This is a genomic window from Streptomyces sp. NPDC058086 (assembly GCF_042885015.1).
GTDB lineage: Bacteria > Actinomycetota > Actinomycetes > Streptomycetales > Streptomycetaceae > Streptomyces.
On record NZ_JBHVST010000007.1, the window covers coordinates 1 to 18736 of the forward strand.

Here is an 18736-nt window from a genome sequence, read left to right on the forward strand (position 1 = left end):
GGTCCGGCCCTCGAAGGTCGTGAAAGGCGCGGCGGGCGTCAGCCGACGGCGACACCATGCGAGCGCAGGTACGCGACCGGGTCCACGTCCGAGCCGTAGTTCGGGGTGGTGCGGATCTCGAAGTGCAGATGCGGACCGGTGACGTTGCCGGTCGCGCCGGAGAGGCCGATCTGCTGGCCCTCGGTCACGGTCTGGCCCGCCGAGACCGACAGGGCGGACATGTGGGCGTACTGCGAGTACCGGCCGTCGGCGTGCTGGATGACGACCTGGTTGCCGTACGCGCCGCCCCAGCCGGCCGAGACGACGGTACCGGCGGCGACGGCCTTGATGGTGGTGCCGGTCGGGACCACGAAGTCCACACCGGTGTGGTAGCCGCTGGACCACATGCTGCCCGCGACCTTGTAGCCGGTGCCGATGGTGGCGCCCTCGACCGGCAGGGTGTAACCGGTATTGCCGGTGGCCTGGGTGGCCGCGGCCTGGGTCTTGGGCGCGTCCGCCGCGCTGGACGACTCGGTGGCCGACGACCGCGTGGCCGTCTTGGCGGACGGCTGCGTGGAGGACTTGACCGACGGCTGCGTGGACGACTTGACCGACGGCTTGGTCGACGGCTTGGTGTCGTCGGTCGACGCCGCCTTCTCACCGATCGTGAGCTTCAGGCCGGGGTGGATCAGCGAGGGGTCGCCGCCGATGGCCTGGCGGTTGTCGGAGTAGAGCTTCTGCCAGCCGCCGCTGAGGTGCTGCCGCTCGGCGATCTTGGCGAGCCAGTCGCCGGCCTTCACCGAATAGGTCTTCGTCGAAGCCATGGAAGCCGTTGCGGTCGTTTCCGAAACCCTCGCGGACTTTTTGGAAACCGTCGCGCTGGAAATCGTCGCGGTCTTTTCCGGAGCGGACGAAACCGCAGCTGTCGGCGTCACGGCATGGGCACCGGCGGCCCCCATCAGCGGCAGCGCGAGCGCGGCGCCACCGGTTCCGGCCACGGCGATCGAGCGGGAGAAACGCTGGGACTTGGGGCGGCGGTGCTTACCCTTCGCAGGCATGAAGAATTCCTCTCCGGCGCCTGCGAGGTGAGCTGTCGGGTGCGGGCTGGAGATGCCCGGCCACGCGGCTGCGCGGCTATACCCCTAGCCGTTCCGGAGACCGGAACAGGCGTGGTACCTGTGGGTCCCCCGCTCCTGCCGGATACCGGTGGGTGTGCGGATACCGGGCGGCGGCAGGATTGGGCGTCCGTCCGGATTGAGGGCGAACGTAAGCGAGATGGGTGCGCATCGCCAACCATGTGGCTTTTCTGTGCGCGTGCCTCTCTTGATCCATGCCGGAATTCCGGTCACCCTCCGTGGACAATGATCTCCCCCACCCCTCAATCCGCCCGGAAATTCAGGCGGATTGAGAAAGCGGGACCGCAACGCATCGTCACGAATATGACGCTGCTCACGCACCTCACACCACGGTCCTTTATTCCAGGGCCAGTTGGAATGAAGGCATTAATACGGACAGAACACTCACATGCGACGCAGTCGGATAACTGCCGCATCGAAGTCCCCGCGCAGCCCCGTCCGCAACCCGTGATGCAACAGCACCGCACCCCGGTGCACTTCGCCCGTTTCGCGGCATTCGTACGCGGCGCTCGGATCCAGCCCGCGCAGCCGGAGCGGGGCGACCGGCTCGCCGTGATGCTGGGCCTGGAGCAGGGCGAGGACGACGGTCTCGTCGCCGTGGACGTACTGCACCGCGCTCAGCCCGCCCTCCGGAGGCCGCAGCCGGTAGAGGTCTCCGCGCTGCACGACCGGCCTGATCTCCTTGTAGAGGTCCACCCACTCACGCGCCTCGGCGAGCTCCGCCTCGCTCCAGTCGGCCAGGTCACCGCCGACCCCGAGGACCCCGGCCATGGCGCTCACGAACCGGAAGCGCAGCGAGCTGATCCGCCCGTTGAGCTGCGCGTTCGGACTGTCCGTGACCCAGGCGGCCATGATCCGGGCCGGGTGGATCTGGCTGAAGCCGTGCTGGATGGCGAGCCGGTCGAGCGGGTCGGTGTTGTCGGAGGTCCACACCTGGTCCGTACGCGCCATGACACCGAGGTCGATCCGGCCGCCACCGCCCGAGCAGGACTCGAAGGCGACCCCGGGGTGCTCGGCGCGCAGCCGGTCCAGGAGTCCGTACAGGGCCTCCACGTGCTCGACCCACAGCTTCTGCGGGTACGGCTCACCGGGCCAACCGGCGTCCGTGAAGCAGCGGTTGAAGTCCCACTTCACATAGTCGATCGGGGCGCTCGAGAGCAGACTGTCGAGCTGCTCCCAGAGGTACTCCTGGACGTCCGGGCGGGCGAGGTTGAGTACGAGCTGGTTGCGGAACTCCGTCCTGGTCCGCCCCGGTTGGAACTGCACCCAGTCGGGGTGCGCGCGGTACAGCTCGCTGTCAGGATTGACCATCTCCGGCTCGACCCAGATCCCGAACTGCATGCCGAGCGCGTGCACATCGTCGGCGAGCGGTTTCAGTCCCTGCGGGAAGCGGTCCGGGTTGGGGGCCCAGTCGCCGAGCCCGGCGCGGTCGCTCGTCCGTGCCCCGAACCAGCCGTCGTCGACGACGAACAGTTCGACGCCCATCGCCGCGGCCCGCCGGGCCAGCTCCCGCTGCCGCTCCTCGGAGATGTCGAAGTGGGTGGCCTCCCAGGAGTTGAAGAGCACCGGCCGGTCCTGGTCCGCGTCCGGGATCACGTACGTGCGCTGGTACGCGTGCCACGTCCGGCTCGCCGCGCCGAAGCCGCCGTCGCTCCACAGCCCCGCGAAGACGGGGGTGGTGAACGACTCCCCCGCCTCCAGACGCAACAGTCCGGAGTCGTCGTACCCCGCGCCGCCGGAGATCTGCACGCGCGCGTCGGGGAGTTGGGCCACGCAGATCCGCCACGAGCCCGACCAGCCGAGCGCGCACCCGTAGACCTCGCCGCTCTCCTCACTCGCCCCGCTGTCCAGCGCGACCCACGGCAGGTGCTGGTGCCCGGTGTGCCCGCGGCGGCTGCCGATGACCTTCTCACCGTAGGTGAGGGGGGAGCGCGCGAGCCGGGACTCGGCCGCCCACCGCCCGTGCAGCTGGGAGAGCCGCCAGCCGTCGCGCTCCGGCAGCGTCCAGGTCGCGGAGTCCGCGCGCAGCAGCTCCAGGCAGGGCCCTTCGTTGGCCAGGGTCACCCAGCGCTCGACGACGTCGCCGCGCATCCGGTAGTGCAGGGTGATGCCGAGCCCGTCGTCCGCGAAGCGCAGCCGCAGTTCGTCACCGTCGGCCTCGTGGGCCTCGAAACGCCATTCGGTGCCGCGCCGCTCCTGCGTCCGTACGGACAGCGCCGGACGTACGAAGCGGGGGCCGCCCTCGACGGGATACTCCTCGCGCCCGTCGAGCCGGGACTCGAAGGGCCGGTACGGCGGGCCGGGCAGGGTGGCCAGCGACTCGGCGTCGGCGAGGGTGATCCGTGGCCCCCAGTGGAGGTGGAGCAGTTCGTCGAGGTCGGTCAGCCGCAGCGCGTAGCTGCTGGTCGGACCCGAAAGAAGCCACGTACGACCATCTTCGCCGATTTCGATCATCAAACCCTCACAGATTCGAACAGCCGCGCTCAATCACCAACATCATCAACGGCGTCTCACCCGGGAGGCAACGGCTGTGGACAACTTCATTGCCTGAGGAACCCATGTCGTATCGTCGAAAGCGCGAATCCCGTCGGCGAGCGTCGCCGAGCAGCGCCGGCGGTCCAATGGGAGGAGCCCCCGTGACGCAGCAGGTCCCGTCGACCGAGCCGGAGCTGGCCGGAGTGCGCAACTTCCGAGACGTGGGCGGCCTGCCCACCGTGGACGGCCGGCGGGTGCGCTACGGACGGCTGTTCCGCAGTGGTCATCTCGCGCACGCCACGGAGGAGGACGCCGCCTTCCTCTCCTCCCTCGGGCTGCACACGATCTTCGACTTCCGCAATGCCGCGGACCAGAAGCTGGAGGGGCCGGACGTCGAGCTGCCGGGTGTACGGAACGTGAACCTTCCGCTCACCGACCCTGCCGACGGCGGCGAGTTCTGGAAGATGGTCCGCGACGGCGACGTCGACCAGTTGCGCGGACACCTCGGCGACGGCAAGGCTGCGAACCGGATGATCAATTCCTACCGCACGATCGTCAGGAACCGCACGGCCGAGCACTCGCACGTGCTGCACGCGCTGGCCGAGGACAGCGTGCCCGCGCTGATGCACTGCGCGGCGGGCAAGGACCGCGCGGGCCTCTCCATAGCCGTGACACTCCTCGCCCTCGACGTCGAACGCGAAGCGATCGTGGCCGACTACCTGGAGTCGAACGCGACGCACCGTCGCTACAAGGTGCGCCGCAACGGCTCCTCGGAATCGGCCCGCTCCCCCGAGGTCATGGAGCTGCTCAGCCCTCTGTTCGACGCCCGCGCCGAGTATCTGACCGCGGCCTTCGAGACGATCGAGGAGACCTGGGGCGGCATCGACGTCTACCTGGAGCGGGGGCTGGGGGTCACGCCCGAGCAGCGGGAGCGGCTGCGCGAGCGCCTGCTGGACTGAACCCCGAGGGACTGAGCCCTGGGCTACTGGTTCTGCCCGCCCAGCTCGAACAGCAGATAGATGAAGGCCGCGAAGAGGTGGCCGACGGCGATGTAGATGATGAGGCGTACCCACAGGGCGCGGGGGAACTTCTCGACCATGCGCCGCCCAGTGACGGGGGCGGCCGATTCCGTGGGCTCCGTGGGTTGCGTGTATTCCGTGGATTCCGTCATGACAGCTCTCCCATGGTCGGGTGCCCTGCCGCCGGGCCGAGGCACAGCGCGGCGGTGGGGCTCTGCAGCAGGGTGTGTACGAAGAGGAGTTCGGCCCCCGACTGATCGGCGGCCGCGATACGGTGCGGGGTCAGCGAGTCGAAGTGCGCGCTGTCCCCGGGCGCGAGCACCTGGGCGGTGTCCCCGAGGCGCAGCCGCAGCCGCCCCTGGAGGACGTAGAGCCACTCCTCGCCGGGGTGGACGCGCACGATGTCGCCCTGCGAGCCGTAGGGGACGTGCACCCGCAGGGCCTGCATTCCGCGGCCCGGGGCACCGGCCTGCCAGTAGGTCCAGCCGCCTGCCTTCGTCGGCTCCATGTCGGCGGCCCGGACGATCGCGTCCCGTTCGGCGACCGTCTCGCCCAGCAGTTCGGAGACCGTCGTACCGTAGATACGAGCGAGTGCGAGCAGCATCGGCAGCGAGGGCTGGCGCTGCCCGGTCTCCAGTCGGGAGAGGTGGGCGGCCGAAAGGCCGGCGGCACCGGCCGCGGCCTCCAGGGTCAGCGAGGCTCGGCGACGCAGTGCACGCAGTTGCGGTGCGACGACGGGCAGCGCCTCGGCTGCTGCGGACTCCGGCGGTGTGGCGGCCGCCCCCGACTCGACAGGGCTCATGTCCTCTATTGAGCCGCACCCTTGCCTCTCAGGCAAATCTTTTGCCTGAGAGGCAAAACCATCCGCCCCGGTGAGGGCGGGCCCGTGGTGCGAGCCCGCCCCACCCCTTCGTGCCGCAGGCTAGCGGTTGGCGACCGCCTGCCTGACCAGGGTTTTTCCGAAGTCCCACATCAGACCGCCGCCGCTGTGCGCGTCGTCCATCACGGCGGTGAAGGCCTCCACGAACCGGTCCACGTCCCGTTCGCCGATGATCAGCGGCGGGATCAGCTTGATCACCTCCAGGTGGTCGCCGGAGACCTGGGTGAGGATGCGGTGCCGCTGGAGCAGCGGGACGACGACCATCTGCGCGAACAGACCCTTGCGCGCGGCCTGGAGCATGGTCCAACGACTGCGCAGCTTGAGCGACTTGGGCCGGCCGAACTCGATGCCGATCATCAGACCCCGGCCGCGTACATCGCTCAGCAGCTCGTACTTGTCGATGAGCGCCGCGAGCCGGGACTTGAGCCGTTCTCCCGTGGCCCGGGCGTTCGCGACGGTCTGTTCGTTCTCCATCACGGAGAGCACGGCGAGGCCCGCCGCCATGGCCTGAGCGTTCGAGCCGAAGCTCGCCGAGTGGACGAGGACCCGGTCCATGGACGAGTAGACCTTCTTGAAGATCCAGTCCTTGCCGAGCGTCGCACCGACCGGCACATAGCCGCCGGACAGCGCCTTCGCCACGCACACCAGGTCCGGTTCGACGCCCTCCTCGTGCTGGTAGGCGTAGAAGTCCCCGGTCCGCCCGAGGCCCGTCTGCACCTCGTCCGCGATGAGCAGCGCCTTGTGCCGGTGCAGCAGTTCCTGCGCGGCACGCAGATACCCGGCCGGGGCCTCGTGCACACCCTTGCCCTGGATGGGCTCGACGATCAGCCCGGCGACATCGCCCTTCTTCAGCTCCCGGGCCAGAGCGTCCAGGTCACCGAGCGGAACGGCGGTGTCGGGCAGCAGCGGGGCGAAGCCGTCGCGGAAGCCGTCCTCGCCGTTGACGGACAGCGAGCCGGTGGTCAGCCCGTGGAAGGCGTGGGAGCAGTAGAGGATCCTCGGCCTCCCGGTGGCGTACCGGGCGAACTTGAGCGCGGTCTCCACCGCCTCCGTACCACTGTTGCCGAAGAACACCCGGTCCAGGTGGGGACTGTGGGCGAGCAGCCTCTCGGCGAGGAGCCCGGGCAGCGGCTGGCAGTCGAAGCGGGTGAGGTCGGCGAGCGAGGCGTCCAGGACGTCGTGCAGCGCCTTGCGTACGACGGGGTGGTGGCGGCCCAGACCCATCACCCCGAACCCGGCGAGCATGTCCAGGTAGTCGTTGCCGTCCGCGTCCCAGAAGTGCGCGCCCTCGGCCCGCTCGTACACCTTGTCGAAGCCGATGGTGTGCAGCATGCGCGGGAGCTGGTGGTTCAGGTACTTGGTGTGCAGCTCGTAGCGCTCGGCTCCGCGCTCGGCGAGGAGCGCGCCGAGGTCGAACTCCCCCTTCTCCGCAGGGTCGTTCATTCCTGTTTCTCCTTGGACAACTCTTCCTCGGACGGCGCGTCCTTCGACAGCGCGTCCTTGACGGCCAGACCGGCGCTGATCCGCCCGGCGATCTCGACGGGCGTGAGACCTATGTCGGCCAGCACCTCCCCGCGCTTGGCGTGCGCGAGGAACTGCTCCGGGATGCCGAAGCGCCGTACGGGCACGTCGACCTCGGCGTCCCCGAGCGCCAGCGCGACCGCGGCGCCGACGCCGGACGCCCGGCTGTTGTCCTCGACGACCGCGACGAGCCGGTGCTCGGCGGCGAGGCCGGGCAGCGCCGGGTCGACGGGCTTGACCCAGCGCGGATCGACGACCGTGCACCCGACGCCACGGGCCTCCAGCAGGTCGGCCGCCTGGAGGCAGACCGGCGCCATCACGCCGACGGCGACCAGGAGGACCTGCGGGGTGTCGTCGGAGCGGTACAGGACGTCGAGTCCGCCCAGGTGGTCGACCGCCGGGATCGCGGGGCCCACCGACTCCTTCGGGAAGCGGATCAGCGTCGGCGCGTCGTCGACGGCGACCGCCTCCCGCAGCTGGGCCCGCAGCTGGTCGGCGTCGCGCGGCGCGGCGATCCTCAGGCCCGGCACGACCTGCAGGATCGACATGTCCCACATGCCGTTGTGCGAGGCCCCGTCGACGCCGGTGACCCCCGCCCGGTCCAGCACGAAGGTCACTCCGCAGCGGTGCAGCGCGACGTCCATGAGGAGCTGGTCGAAGGCCCGGTTGAGGAAGGTCGCGTAGACGGCGACGACCGGGTGGAGACCGCCGGTGGCGAGCCCGGCCGCCGACACCGTGGCGTGCTGTTCGGCGATCCCTACGTCCCACACCCGGTCGGGGAACCGCTCGGCGAACTTCCCGAGCCCCACCGGGTGCAGCATGGCCGCCGTGATCGCCACGACGTCGTCCCGCTCCTCGCCGATCCGGAGGATCTCGTCCCCGAACACCGAGGTCCAGGACGGGCCGCCCGAGGGCGCGAGCGGCTCGCACGTCAGCGGGTCCATCACACCGACCGTGTGGAAGTGGTCCTCCTCGTGCGCGAGCGCGGGCTCGTAACCGCGCCCCTTCTCGGTCAGGCAGTGCACCAGCACCGGTCCGTGGAAACGTTTCGCGCGGCGCAGCGCGGACTCCACGGCCCCGACATCGTGCCCGTCGATCGGCCCGACGTACTTGAGCCCCAGGTCCTCGAACATGCCCTGCGGCGCGAAGGCGTCCTTGAACCCCTTCTTCGCACCGTGCAGCGACTCGTAGAGGGTGTGTCCGACGACGGGGGTGCGCAGCAGTACGTCCTTGCCCCAGGCGAGGACCTTCTCGTAACTGTCGGTCGTCCGCAGGGTCGCGAGGTGGTTGGCGAGGCCACCTATGGTCGGCGCGTATGAGCGTTCGTTGTCGTTGACGACGATGATCAGCGGGCGGTCCTTGGCTGCGGCGATGTTGTTCAGCGCCTCCCACGCCATGCCGCCGGTCAGCGCGCCGTCGCCGATGACCGCGACGACATGTCCCTTCTCGCCCTGCACCTGGCGGGCCTTGGCGAGCCCGTCCGCCCAGCCGAGCGCCGTGGAGGCGTGGCTGTTCTCGATGATGTCGTGCTCGGACTCCTCCCGCGAGGGATAGCCGGACAGGCCACCCTTGCCGCGCAGCTTGGAGAAGTCCTGGCGTCCCGTCAGCAGCTTGTGTACGTAGCTCTGGTGGCCGGTGTCCCACAGGATGCGGTCGACGGGTGACTCGAAGACCCGGTGGAGCGCGATGGACAGTTCCACCACCCCCAGATTGGGTCCGAGGTGACCGCCGGTCCTGGCGACCGCGTGCACCAGGAACTCCCTGATCTCATCCGCCAGTTCACCGACGTCCGCCTCGGACAGCGCCTTCAGGTCGCGTGGTCCCCGGATGCTCTCCAGAATCGTCACGCTCGGGCCCCCTCTCGGTCCGTGCTGATCAGCTCACGGTGACGGCGGGTTCGCCGGAGGCGACGCCGTCCTTCTCCATCTGCTCGGCGATCTTCATCGCTTCCTCGATGAGGGTCTCGACGATCTTCGACTCGGGCACGGTCTTGATGACCTCGCCCTTGACGAAGATCTGCCCTTTGCCGTTGCCGGAGGCGACCCCCAGGTCCGCCTCCCGCGCCTCGCCGGGGCCGTTGACGACGCAGCCCATGACCGCGACGCGCAACGGGACCTCCATCCCCTCCAGACCGGCCGTGACCTCGTCGGCCAGCTTGTAGACATCGACCTGGGCGCGTCCGCAGGACGGACACGAGACGATCTCCAGGCGGCGCTGCTTCAGGTTCAGCGACTCCAGGATCTGCAGGCCGACCTTGACCTCCTCCGCGGGCGGGGCGCTCAGGGAGACCCGGATGGTGTCCCCGATGCCCTCGCTGAGCAGCGCCCCGAAGGCGACGGCGGACTTGATCGTGCCCTGGAACGCCGGACCGGCCTCCGTCACACCGAGGTGCAGCGGGTAGTCGCACTGGGCGGCGAGCTGCCGGTAGGCGTTGACCATCACCACCGGGTCGTTGTGCTTCACCGAGATCTTGATGTCCCGGAACCCGTGCTCCTCGAAGAGAGACGCCTCCCACAACGCCGACTCGACCAGTGCCTCGGGCGTCGCCTTGCCGTACTTCTGCAGCAGCCGCCGGTCGAGCGACCCGGCGTTGACCCCGATCCGGATCGGGGTCCCGGCGTCCGAGGCGGCCCGCGCGATCTCGCGGACCTTGTCGTCGAACTGCTTGATGTTGCCCGGGTTCACCCGCACCGCCGCACAGCCCGCGTCGATGGCCGCGAACACGTACTTGGGCTGGAAGTGGATGTCCGCGATCACCGGGATCTGGGACTTGCGGGCGATGGTCGCGAGGGCGTCCGCGTCGTCCTGCGTGGGGCAGGCGACGCGCACGATCTGGCAGCCGGACGCGGTGAGTTCCGCGATCTGCTGCAGGGTGGCACCGATGTCCGACGTACGCGTCGTCGTCATCGACTGCACCGAAACGGGTGCTCCGCCCCCGACCGCCACCGCTCCGACCTGGATCCGCCGCGACACACGGCGTTCGGCGATCGGTCGGACCGGCACCTCGGGGAGGCCCAAGGAAACGGCGGTCATGTCGTCACCCGCGGCTTTCCGTGAAGGTCTCGCGGGCGGCGCGCAGCGACTCCTTGAGGGAGCCCATCGTGGCGAGGACGGCGGTCGGCTCGTAGCCGCAGTGCGCCATGCAGTTCGCGCACCGCTCGTCCTTGCCGCGCCCGTAGGAGTCCCAGTCGGTTTCCTCCAGGAGCTGCTTGTACGTCTGCACGTACCCGTCGCTCATCAGGTAGCAGGGCCGCTGCCAGCCGAAGAGCGAGTAGCTGGGGATCGCCCACGCGGTGCACGGGAAGTCGACCTTGCCTTCCAGGAAGTCCAGGAAGAGCGGGCTCTGGTTGAGCCGCCAGCGGCGGCGGTTGCCGCCCGAGAAAGCCTTCTTGAACAGCTCCCGGGTCTGCTGGACGCCGAGGAAGTGCTCCTGGTCGGGTGCCTTCTCGTAGGCGTAGGCGGGCGAGAGCATCATCTCGTCCACCTTCAGGTCGTCGTTGAGGAAGTTGAGGACCTCGATGACGGTCTGCGGGGTGTCGGTGTTGAAGAAGGTCGAGTTGGTGGTGACCCGGAAGCCGCGCCGCTTGGCCTCCTTTATGGCCGCGACCGCCTCGTCGAAGGTGCCCTCCTTGGCCACCGACTCGTCGTGCCGCTCGCGCAGTCCGTCGATGTGCACGGCCCAGGCGAAATACGGCGAGGGCTTGAACTTGTCCATCTTCTTGCGCATCAACAGCGCGTTCGTGCACAGGAAGACGAATTTCTTCTTGGCCACCAACTGCCGCACGATCTCGTCGATCTGCGGGTGCATCAGCGGCTCGCCGCCGGCGATGGAGACCATCGGCGCGCCGGATTCGAGGACCGCTCCCACGGCTTGGGCAACGGGCATGCGCTGCTTGAGCACCCCCGCCGGGTGCTGGATCTTGCCGCAGCCCTCGCATTTGAGGTTGCAGGCGAAGAGGGGTTCCAACTCGACCAGCAGCGCGAACTTGTCCCGCTTCCTGAGCTTCTGTTCAAACAGGTACGCAGCGACCTTCATGGACTGCCGAAGCGGCATGGCCATCTGGCTCACCTCCGGGGGAGCAACAAAGAACGGTGCCATTCAAAGAAAGCGGGAAGGACGGCACGAAGAACACGGAAAGCTGATATTCCACCGCGTACTGTGCCGATTCGGACGAGTTCATGTTCTGGAGCGTCCACGACCACCCGTACGGCCGCAACCGGGCGTACGCCCGCGCGCACGGCGCTGTGGAGCGTTGCCGCGGATTCCATGTCGACCGCGATCGCGCCGGTCGCGAGCAGCTCCGACCGCTCGTGACCTCGGACGACGTGATCGGAGCCGGTGAGTGGCCCGGTGTGGACGGTGCGCCCGGGCACGGTGCGCACGAGTTCCTTGACGAGCAGTTCGGTGCCCACGCACGGGGTGCTGCCGCGTGGGTCCCGGGTCTCCTCGGCGACCACCAGATCACCGGGGTGCATGCCCGGGGCGAGCCCCGCGCAGAAGCCCGTGGCCAGGACGGCGGCCTCACTCAGCGCCGGGTCGGCCAGGACCCGGGTGAGCGAGCGTTCGGCTGCCTTGGGACCCATGCCGGTGCGCAGCACGGTGACGGGCCCGTCGGCCCCGGTACGGTCGCCGCTGCGCAGGGCGAGGTGCTCGATGCCGAGCGCGCAGGCGATCAGCAGCGGGGCCGGATCGGGCTTCGTGCTCATCAACCCCCCTTGACCTCGGCGAGCGACTCGCCATGAACGAAGCTCGGTTCGCCGTGGACATAGCGGCCGAGCGCGGTGAGCGGGAAGACCTGCCGGTAGAGGTGGTAGTTGATCGAGAAGTCCCACGGGAATCCGGTGCCGGTGAAGTACGGCTCGTCCCAGGAGCCGTCCGCCAGCTGGGTCTCCGCGAGCCAGGCGATCCCGCGTTCCACCGCCTTGGCGTCCCGCTCCCCCGCGGCCAGCAGGGCGAGCAGCGCCCAGCCGGTCTGGGAGGCGGTCGAGGCGCCGCGTCCGCTCCACTCGGCGACCTCGTGGTAGGAGCGCAGGTCCTCGCCCCAGCCGCCGTCGTCGTTCTGGACGGTTTCCAGCCAGGCGACGGCCCGGCGGATCGCCGGATGCGATGCGGGCAGTCCGGCGGCCACGAGCGCCGGGAGCACCGACCCCGTTCCGTAGACGTAGTTGACGCCCCAGCGGCCGAACCACGAGCCGTCCGGCTCCTGGTGGGCGAGCAGCCACTCGATGCCCCGGCGGGTGCGCGGGTCGTGCGAGAGCCCCTCGACCGCGAGCATCTCCACCACATGGGCGGTGACGTCGGCGGACGGCGGGTCGATGACCTCCCCGAAGTCGCAGAACGGGAGCCGGTTGGGGAAGGCGCTGGTGTTGTCGACGTCGAAGGCGCCCCAGCCGCCGTCCTTGGACTGCATACCGAGGTTCCAGCGCAGCCCGCGCCCGATGGCGTGCTCGACGCGTTCCGGGTCGTGGTGGCGGACGCGGCGCAGCGCGAGGGCGACCTCGGCGGTGTCGTCGATGTCGGGGTAGTTGTCGTTGTGGAATTCGAAGGCCCAACCCCCGGGCGGAAGGTGGGGCCGCTTCACCGCCCAGTCCCCGGGCCGCACGATCTCCTCACCGAGCATCCAGTCCGCGGCCTTCACCAGCTGCGGATGGTCGGCGGGCAGGCCCGCGTCGGCGAGCGCGATGGTGGCGAGGCAGGTGTCCCAGACCGGCGACTGACAGGCCTCGATCATCCGGGCCCCGTCCTCGCGCCACACGGCGAACCGGTCGAGCGACGCCAACCCCTCACGCATCACGGGGTGTTGGAGGTCGTAGCCGAGCAGGTGCAGCGCGATGACCGAGTACACCGCGGGTGGCTGGATGCCGCCCCAGCAGCCGTCGTTCTCCTGCCGTTCGATGATCCAGCGCGCCGCCGTGTTCATCGCGGCCCGGCGCAGCCGACGTGGGACGACCTTGCGGTACTGGTGCAGGGCCTTGTCGAGACGCTGGAAGATCCCGTCCCAACTCGCCACGGGGGCGAGGGGTTCGACCGGGTTGGGGTCGCGGGCGTCGGTGTGCAGCTCGTCGAGCGGGAACGGCGCGGGTCGCACCGGGCGCTTCGCCGAGACGATGGTCAGCGGCACGATCGTCTGCCGCGCCCAGCAGCCGAAGTCGTAGATGTTGAGCGGCATCCACTTCGGGAAGTAGATGAGTTCCGGCGGGAGTTCGGGCAGGTCGTCCCACTTCCACCAGCCGAACAGGGCGAGCCAGATCCGGGTGAAGACGCGGGCCGAGGCGATGCCGCCCCGCTCGCGGATCCAGGCGGCCGCCCTCGCCATGTGCGGCTCGTCCGGGCCGTCCCCGGCCAGCCGCAGGGCGACGTACGCCTCGATGGTGGCGGAGAGTTCGCCTGGGCCGCCGTAGAAGGTGGCCCAGGTGCCGTCCTCACGCTGCTCGCCGCGGATGAACAGTCCGGCGGCACGTGTGGTCGTCTCGTCGCGGATTCCCAGGAACTGACGGAGGAGCAGGTCCTCGGCGTCCATCGTGACGTTCGTCTCGAGGTCGCCCTTCCACCAGCCCTCCGCGTCCTGCCGTGAGAGCAGGAAATCGGTGGCGCGCTGTATGGCGTGCGTGGCGACGTCTCGGGTCTCGACTGCCCCGGCCGCCACGGGAGTCGTCTCTGGGTGGATTTCGCTGGCCGCGGCAGCGCGGGGCGGCAGTGCCCCGGTGCTTCCGTCGGTCGTCGCTGTCATGGCTTCCCCTTCGTGCAGTGGTACGTCTCTGCTGGGTCCGCCGTCGGCCGGTGCGCCTGTCTCATGGGGGTCCCACCCTGCTCGAACGGAGCTGAGAGCTTGGGGGAGGCACCGGCCGGCGACTACGCGAGGTTTATTCGACCGATAGTGATCATCTCTTCCGTACGACGACGAAGTCGGCGAGCGCCACGAGCTGGGCCCGCACCTGGTCGGGCATCTCCACGGCGTCCAGGGCTTCGATGGCGATGGTGTGCTGGCGGCGCGCCTCCTGGGCGGTCCACTCGCGGCCGCCCGCCTCCTCGATGAGCGCGGCGCGCACGGCGAACTCCTCCTCGGAGAAGTTCTCGAAGTCGCTGGCCTTGGCGTCCTCGGCGAGCAGTTCGCCGAGCCGCTCGGAGGCGGGCCCGCCCGCGGCGAGCGCGGCCACGACCGGCAGGGACTTCTTGCGCTGGCGCAGATCGCTCCAGGTCTGCTTGCCGGTGGCCTCCGGGTCGCCCCAGATGCCGAGGAGGTCGTCGACGGCCTGGAAGGCCAGGCCGAGGTGGTAGCCGTACTTCTCCAGCGTGTCAGCGGTACGGTCGTCCGCGCCGCCGAGGACCGCGCCGATGGAGCAGGCGCAGGCGAGCAGGGCGCCCGTCTTGTTGCCCTCCATCTCCAGGCACTCCTCGACGCTGACGCGGTCGCGGTGCTCGTAGGAGATGTCCTGCGCCTGACCGTCGATGAGGGCGCGGGTCGCGCTGGTCAGCCGGCGGGTGGCGCGGCCGGCCTCGACGGTGCCGAGTTCGAGGAGGATCTCGTTGGCCAGCGCGAACAGGGCGTCGCCGACGAGGATCGCCTGGGCGGGGCCGTGCACCTTCCAGACGGTGTCGCGGTGGCGGCGCTGTTCGTCGCCGTCCATCAGGTCGTCGTGCAGCAGCGAGAAGTTGTGCACCAGCTCGACCGCGACCGCGCCGGGCACGCCGACCTCGGGGGCGGCACCGGCGGCCTGCGCGGAGAGCACGGCCAGCGCGGGGCGCACGGCCTTGCCGCCGTCGCCGTCCGCGGGGTTGCCCTGGGCGTCGATCCAGCCGAAGTGATAGGCGGCGACGGTGTCCATGGGCGACGCCAGGCGGTCGACGGCCGCCTTCAGCACCGGTGTGGCCAGGGTCCGGCCGCGCTCCAGGAGCGCGGTCACGTCCACCGCGTCGGCAGCCTTGTCGGCCGGGGGCACAGTGGGCACAGTCTCTCCTCTTGTTGCGGTACCGGGGGTGCGGGGGTCTGCCGCGCGCTCGTCGAGCATCAGGCCGCCTCCTCGAACGCGAGGAGGTGGTCGCGGGGCCGGCCCAGGGCGCCCAGTGCGGCTCGCGCCGCACCGACACCGCTGCGGACCGCACTCTCCATGGTCGCGGGCCACCCGGTGGCGGTCCACGCGCCGGCCAGATACAGGCCGGGGGCTCTGGTGCGGACGCCGGGCCGCAGCCGCCCGACGCCTGGGGTGGGGGCGAACGTCGCGGTGCGCTCCCTGGTCACGAAGAAGTCCTTCACCTCCGCGCCGCGCGCGGCGGGCAGCAGCCGCTCCAGCTCCGGCAGATAGCGCTCACGCAGGACGGCGACGGGTTCGTCGATCTCGTCCTGGGCGGCCGACTGCGACAGGGCGAGGTACTGCCCTTCCCGCAGCCCGGACGCGTCGGTGCGGTCGAAGACCCACTGCACCGGGGAGCCGAGGGCGGCGAAGAACGGTCGCGCGAGCACCTTCCGGTCGTAGACGACATGGACGTTGAGGATCGGCGCGGTGCCGATCTCCAGCAGCCGTTCGGGGGCGTCGAGCGCTCCCTCGGGCAGCAGATCGTGGGCCTCGCGCTGGGGTACGGCGAGGACGACGGTGTCGGCGTCGAGCGTCTCGCCGGGAACCTGAACGCTCCAACGCCCGTTCTCGTTATGGAAGATGGAGGTGACGCGTGTACGGACTTCGGTACGCACGCCCGCGGAGTCGAGCGCCTTGCGGGCCAGAGTGTCGTGCAGTTCGCCCAGCGGGACGCGGGCCCAGCCGATGTCAGCCGCGCCCGGGTCGGACAGCAGACCGGTCTTGAACACCATCGCGGCGAGCCCGAGCGAGGAGTCGCCGGCCACCGCGTTGAGGGTGGCGACCCCCACCAGGTCCCACAGTGCCTCGACGGCACGCTTCGACTGACCGTGTTCGGCGAGCCATTGGCCGAAGTTCTGGTCGTCGAGGGCCGGATCGTCGAGATCGAGCGCTTTGAGCGCCAGTGCGGCACGGCCGACCTTGGCGCGCTCGGCGAGCGACAGATGCTGATACGTCGCCAGGCTGCGCGCGAGATGCAGAGGTACGGGCAGCGCGCTGCGGCCGATTCTGCCGAGCCGCCGCCCGGGTTTCGCCTCGGCGTCGAGAACGGGCACGTCGAGACGATCCTGCAGGGGCGCGAGCGAGGCCCCGTCGATGCGGTCGAGGAGCCAGCGGTAGGCGGTGCAGCAGCGCAGATACACGTGCTGTCCGTTGTCCACGGTGAGTTCGCCGCGCTGGAAGGAGAAGGCGAGCCCGCCGAGCCGCGGCCGGCCTTCGAGCAGGGTGACACGCACCCCGGCGTCGGCCAGCGCGAGCGCGGCGGTGATTCCCGCCAGCCCGCCGCCGACCACGACGGCGGCAGCCGCCCCTTCCGGGCGGCCCGAAGTCCCCGTGGGCTGCGTGTCCTCGCTCATCGTGCACCCTCCCCAGCGGCCGTGCCGCGGTGATTGAACGGTGCACGGCAGGCCATCGCAGTCAGGGACGCCACCCGGTGCCGGAGGGTTGCGTGCCGCTTTTCGCCGTTGGAATCACCTTGGCCCATATTGTCCATCAGGTACGCCTCCTGACGGTACGCCGCGAGACATGCCGGGCGTCCAGACCGGAGAGGCCGCGCACGGCGACGTACGCCTTCTCGCGCCCCGGCAGCGAGACACGGCCGCGCAGCACGGCCTCCGGCTCGCGCTCGATGCGGTCGAGGAGCCGCCGGTAGATGCCGGCCATGGCCGCGACACAGGCGCCGCTGCGCCGGTCGAGCATGGGCAGCAGCCGGTAGCCCTCGGCGAAAAGGGTGCGGGCCCGTCGCACCTCGAAGTGGACGAGGCCCGCGAAGTCGGAGCCCTCGGGCGGGGTCGGGCCGTTGAACCCGGCCGAGCAGCCGAACTTCGCGAGGTCGTCGGCGGGCAGATAGGTGCGCCCGCTCGCGGCGTCCTCCCGTACGTCCCGCAGGATGTTGGTGAGCTGGAGCGCGAGCCCGAGCGTGTCCGCATACTCCGGCGCGCGCTCGGCGCCGCGCGCCCCCGGTTCCGTACCGAACACGCCGAGCGAGAGCCGCCCGATCGCCCCGGCCACGCACCGGCAGTACACCTTCAGGTCGTCCCAGGTCTCGTACGTCTCACCGCGTACGTCCATCAGGACGCCGTCGATGAGTTCGTCGAGGCCGCCCAGCGGCACCGGGAAGTACGCGGCGGTGTGACTGAGGGCGACCGCGACCGGGTCGGTGTCGTCCTCGTCGACCCGGCCCTCGCGGACCCGGGCGAGCTGCGCCCGGGTGTCCTCGAGCCGCGCCGCCTTCACATCCGGTGCCAGCTCGCCGTCGCCGATGTCGTCGACACGCCGTGAGAACGCGTAGAGCGCCGACATCGCACGACGCTTGGGCGTCGGCAGAAGTCTGATGCCATAGGCGAAATTACGAGCCTGCTGACCGGTCACTGCCTCGCAGTAGCTGTAAGCGGCGAGTACCGGTGCGGACACGTGTTGTTCCGACTCCACGGTCCGGATCACCCCTCTCCTCGCAGAGTCACTCCCACCTCGCGCAGCAACTGGAGCTTGCCGGGCTTGGGCGGGCCGGGAAGTACGTCGTATTCAGCGGCGGCGATCGCACGGATCGCCGCCCTTCCCCCTGCCACGAACCCCGCGAGCAGCAGCTTCAACCTGCCGTGGACGCTACCCACGAGGGGGGTGCCTTCATTCAGGAGGTGGAGCGCGCGTTCTGCTTCGTATGCAACCAGCGCGCGCACCGAGGCGCCTGCTGTGGCCATGGCGAGATCCGCCTCCTGGACATGGAAGCGCTTCATGTCCTCGGCCGGCAGGTAGATGCGGTCGCGGCCGAGGTCCTCGGCGACGTCCTGGAGGTGCTCGACGATCTGCAGCGCGGTGCACACCGCGTCCGAGCGGCGAATCCGCTCGGGCGTGGAGGTGCCGGTGACGGACAGCACCAGGCGGCCGACGGGGTTGGCGGACAGCTCGCAGTAGGCCACGAGGTCGTCATAGGTCTCGTACCGCTTGATCAGCTGGTCCTGGCGGTTTGCCGCGATCAGCCCGAGGAAGGGTTCGGGGGTGAGGTCCGCGCGGCGGACCGTGGGCTGCAGGCGGCGCAGCAGCGGGTGGCGCGGCGTCGAATCGAACACGCGGCGCAGGTCGGCCTCGAAGGCGTCCAGGAGTACGAGACGGTCCTCGGCCTCTTCGGGCGACACGCCGAGCAGCCTGGCGTCCGCGCCGCCCGGGGCGAGGTCGCCGTCACCGATGTCGTCGACGAGGCGGGCGAAGCCGTAGACGGCCATCAGGTCGTCGCGCCAGGCCTGGGGCAGGAAGAAGGGAGCCACGGGGAAGTTCTCGCCCGCGGCCTTGTCGAGCGTTCCGCGCTCCGTCTCACCAGTGCGCGCCGTACCGGCTTGGGTCACCGCTCGCCGCCCGGCGCGGGGACGGCACACGCGTCGCGGAGCTGGAGAGTTTCCGTAGCCATTGCCGTCACATCTCCCGTTCTACACTGCCGACCCAATAGTGCCCATTTCGGACACGCCGCCCGGGACTCCGCGCGGCGCGCCGGTGCCGGGTGTCGCGCAGTATCGCCCCACTTGCCGCGATTCAGCACCGGTACAGCTTACGTTGTACAACGCAGCGAGGTTCGTCGGGGTGTCCCGCACATCACAACAACACACCGATTGGTGTCAAGATTCCTAAGGCCAGCAGGAGTTGGCGTTTCCTTTGCAGAC

At 70.0% G+C, this 18736-nt stretch carries 16 protein-coding genes and 1 riboswitch; of the genes, 1 reads left to right on the plus strand and 15 read right to left on the minus strand.

What is annotated here, in order from left to right; translation table 11 throughout:
- Positions 1-38 precede the first annotated feature (38 nt).
- Both ACFVWD_RS07355 and ACFVWD_RS07360 read right to left on the minus strand, forming a co-directional pair.
- Positions 39-1037, minus strand: coding sequence for a peptidoglycan DD-metalloendopeptidase family protein (locus tag ACFVWD_RS07355; RefSeq protein WP_389594375.1), 999 nt, complete (start codon positions 1035-1037; stop codon positions 39-41).
- A 4-nt stretch (positions 1038-1041) separates the two neighbouring features.
- Positions 1042-1198: riboswitch (cyclic di-AMP (ydaO/yuaA leader) on the minus strand.
- A 301-nt stretch (positions 1199-1499) separates the two neighbouring features.
- On the minus strand, positions 1500-3569 hold the full coding sequence (locus ACFVWD_RS07360) for an alpha-galactosidase (RefSeq protein ID WP_389594376.1): 2070 nt from the start codon (positions 3567-3569) through the stop codon (positions 1500-1502).
- 182 nt (positions 3570-3751) lie between these two features.
- On the opposite strand from ACFVWD_RS07360, the gene ACFVWD_RS07365 reads away from it, so the two are divergent.
- Positions 3752-4549: a tyrosine-protein phosphatase gene (locus ACFVWD_RS07365; protein WP_389594377.1), complete on the plus strand. Its 798-nt coding sequence runs from the start codon at positions 3752-3754 to the stop codon at positions 4547-4549.
- Positions 4550-4572: 23 nt separating this feature from the next.
- Here ACFVWD_RS07365 and ACFVWD_RS07370 read toward each other — a convergent pair whose 3' ends face one another.
- The 13 genes from ACFVWD_RS07370 to hpnC all read right to left on the minus strand — a co-directional run bounded on the left by ACFVWD_RS07370 (position 4573) and on the right by hpnC (position 18424).
- A complete protein-coding gene (locus ACFVWD_RS07370) occupies positions 4573-4689 on the minus strand; it encodes a DUF6126 family protein (protein ID WP_101403940.1) in 117 nt (38 codons plus the stop codon).
- Between the two features lie 68 nt (positions 4690-4757).
- A complete protein-coding gene (locus tag ACFVWD_RS07375) occupies positions 4758-5411 on the minus strand; it encodes a helix-turn-helix domain-containing protein (RefSeq protein WP_389594378.1) in 654 nt (217 codons plus the stop codon).
- Between the two features lie 120 nt (positions 5412-5531).
- On the minus strand, positions 5532-6932 hold the full coding sequence (locus ACFVWD_RS07380) for an aspartate aminotransferase family protein (protein WP_389594379.1): 1401 nt from the start codon (positions 6930-6932) through the stop codon (positions 5532-5534).
- The gene (dxs, locus tag ACFVWD_RS07385; RefSeq protein WP_389594380.1) at positions 6929-8857 is read right to left on the minus strand and encodes a 1-deoxy-D-xylulose-5-phosphate synthase; all 1929 of its coding nucleotides are present in this window, start codon (positions 8855-8857) and stop codon (positions 6929-6931) included. Before dxs ends, ACFVWD_RS07380 begins: the two co-directional genes overlap by 4 nt.
- Before the next feature lie 28 nt (positions 8858-8885).
- Complete coding sequence (gene ispG / locus ACFVWD_RS07390; protein WP_054232726.1) at positions 8886-10043, minus strand: flavodoxin-dependent (E)-4-hydroxy-3-methylbut-2-enyl-diphosphate synthase; 1158 nt, start codon at positions 10041-10043, stop codon at positions 8886-8888.
- A 4-nt stretch (positions 10044-10047) separates the two neighbouring features.
- Positions 10048-11070 (minus strand): adenosyl-hopene transferase HpnH, encoded by a 1023-nt coding sequence (gene hpnH / locus ACFVWD_RS07395; RefSeq protein WP_099919495.1) that lies wholly within the window; start codon positions 11068-11070, stop codon positions 10048-10050.
- A 5-nt stretch (positions 11071-11075) separates the two neighbouring features.
- Positions 11076-11717 carry a 1-hydroxy-2-methyl-2-butenyl 4-diphosphate reductase gene (locus tag ACFVWD_RS07400; protein WP_168513722.1) on the minus strand — a complete coding sequence of 214 codons (642 nt, stop codon included), beginning with the start codon at positions 11715-11717 and terminating at the stop codon, positions 11076-11078.
- On the minus strand, positions 11717-13741 hold the full coding sequence (gene shc / locus ACFVWD_RS07405) for a squalene--hopene cyclase (protein ID WP_389594381.1): 2025 nt from the start codon (positions 13739-13741) through the stop codon (positions 11717-11719). The genes ACFVWD_RS07400 and shc overlap by 1 nt, the downstream gene beginning before the upstream one ends.
- A gap of 151 nt (positions 13742-13892) precedes the next feature.
- Positions 13893-15020 (minus strand): polyprenyl synthetase family protein, encoded by a 1128-nt coding sequence (locus tag ACFVWD_RS07410; protein WP_079064752.1) that lies wholly within the window; start codon positions 15018-15020, stop codon positions 13893-13895.
- On the minus strand, positions 15020-16438 hold the full coding sequence (gene hpnE / locus ACFVWD_RS07415) for a hydroxysqualene dehydroxylase HpnE (protein ID WP_389594382.1): 1419 nt from the start codon (positions 16436-16438) through the stop codon (positions 15020-15022). Before hpnE ends, ACFVWD_RS07410 begins: the two co-directional genes overlap by 1 nt.
- The gene (locus ACFVWD_RS07420) at positions 16435-16575 is read right to left on the minus strand and encodes a DUF6380 family protein (RefSeq protein WP_389594383.1); all 141 of its coding nucleotides are present in this window, start codon (positions 16573-16575) and stop codon (positions 16435-16437) included. Before ACFVWD_RS07420 ends, hpnE begins: the two co-directional genes overlap by 4 nt.
- Positions 16575-17525: a presqualene diphosphate synthase HpnD gene (gene hpnD, locus ACFVWD_RS07425; protein WP_389594384.1), complete on the minus strand. Its 951-nt coding sequence runs from the start codon at positions 17523-17525 to the stop codon at positions 16575-16577. Before hpnD ends, ACFVWD_RS07420 begins: the two co-directional genes overlap by 1 nt.
- On the minus strand, positions 17522-18424 hold the full coding sequence (gene hpnC / locus ACFVWD_RS07430) for a squalene synthase HpnC (protein ID WP_389594385.1): 903 nt from the start codon (positions 18422-18424) through the stop codon (positions 17522-17524). Before hpnC ends, hpnD begins: the two co-directional genes overlap by 4 nt.
- Between the last annotated feature and the right edge of the window lie 312 nt (positions 18425-18736).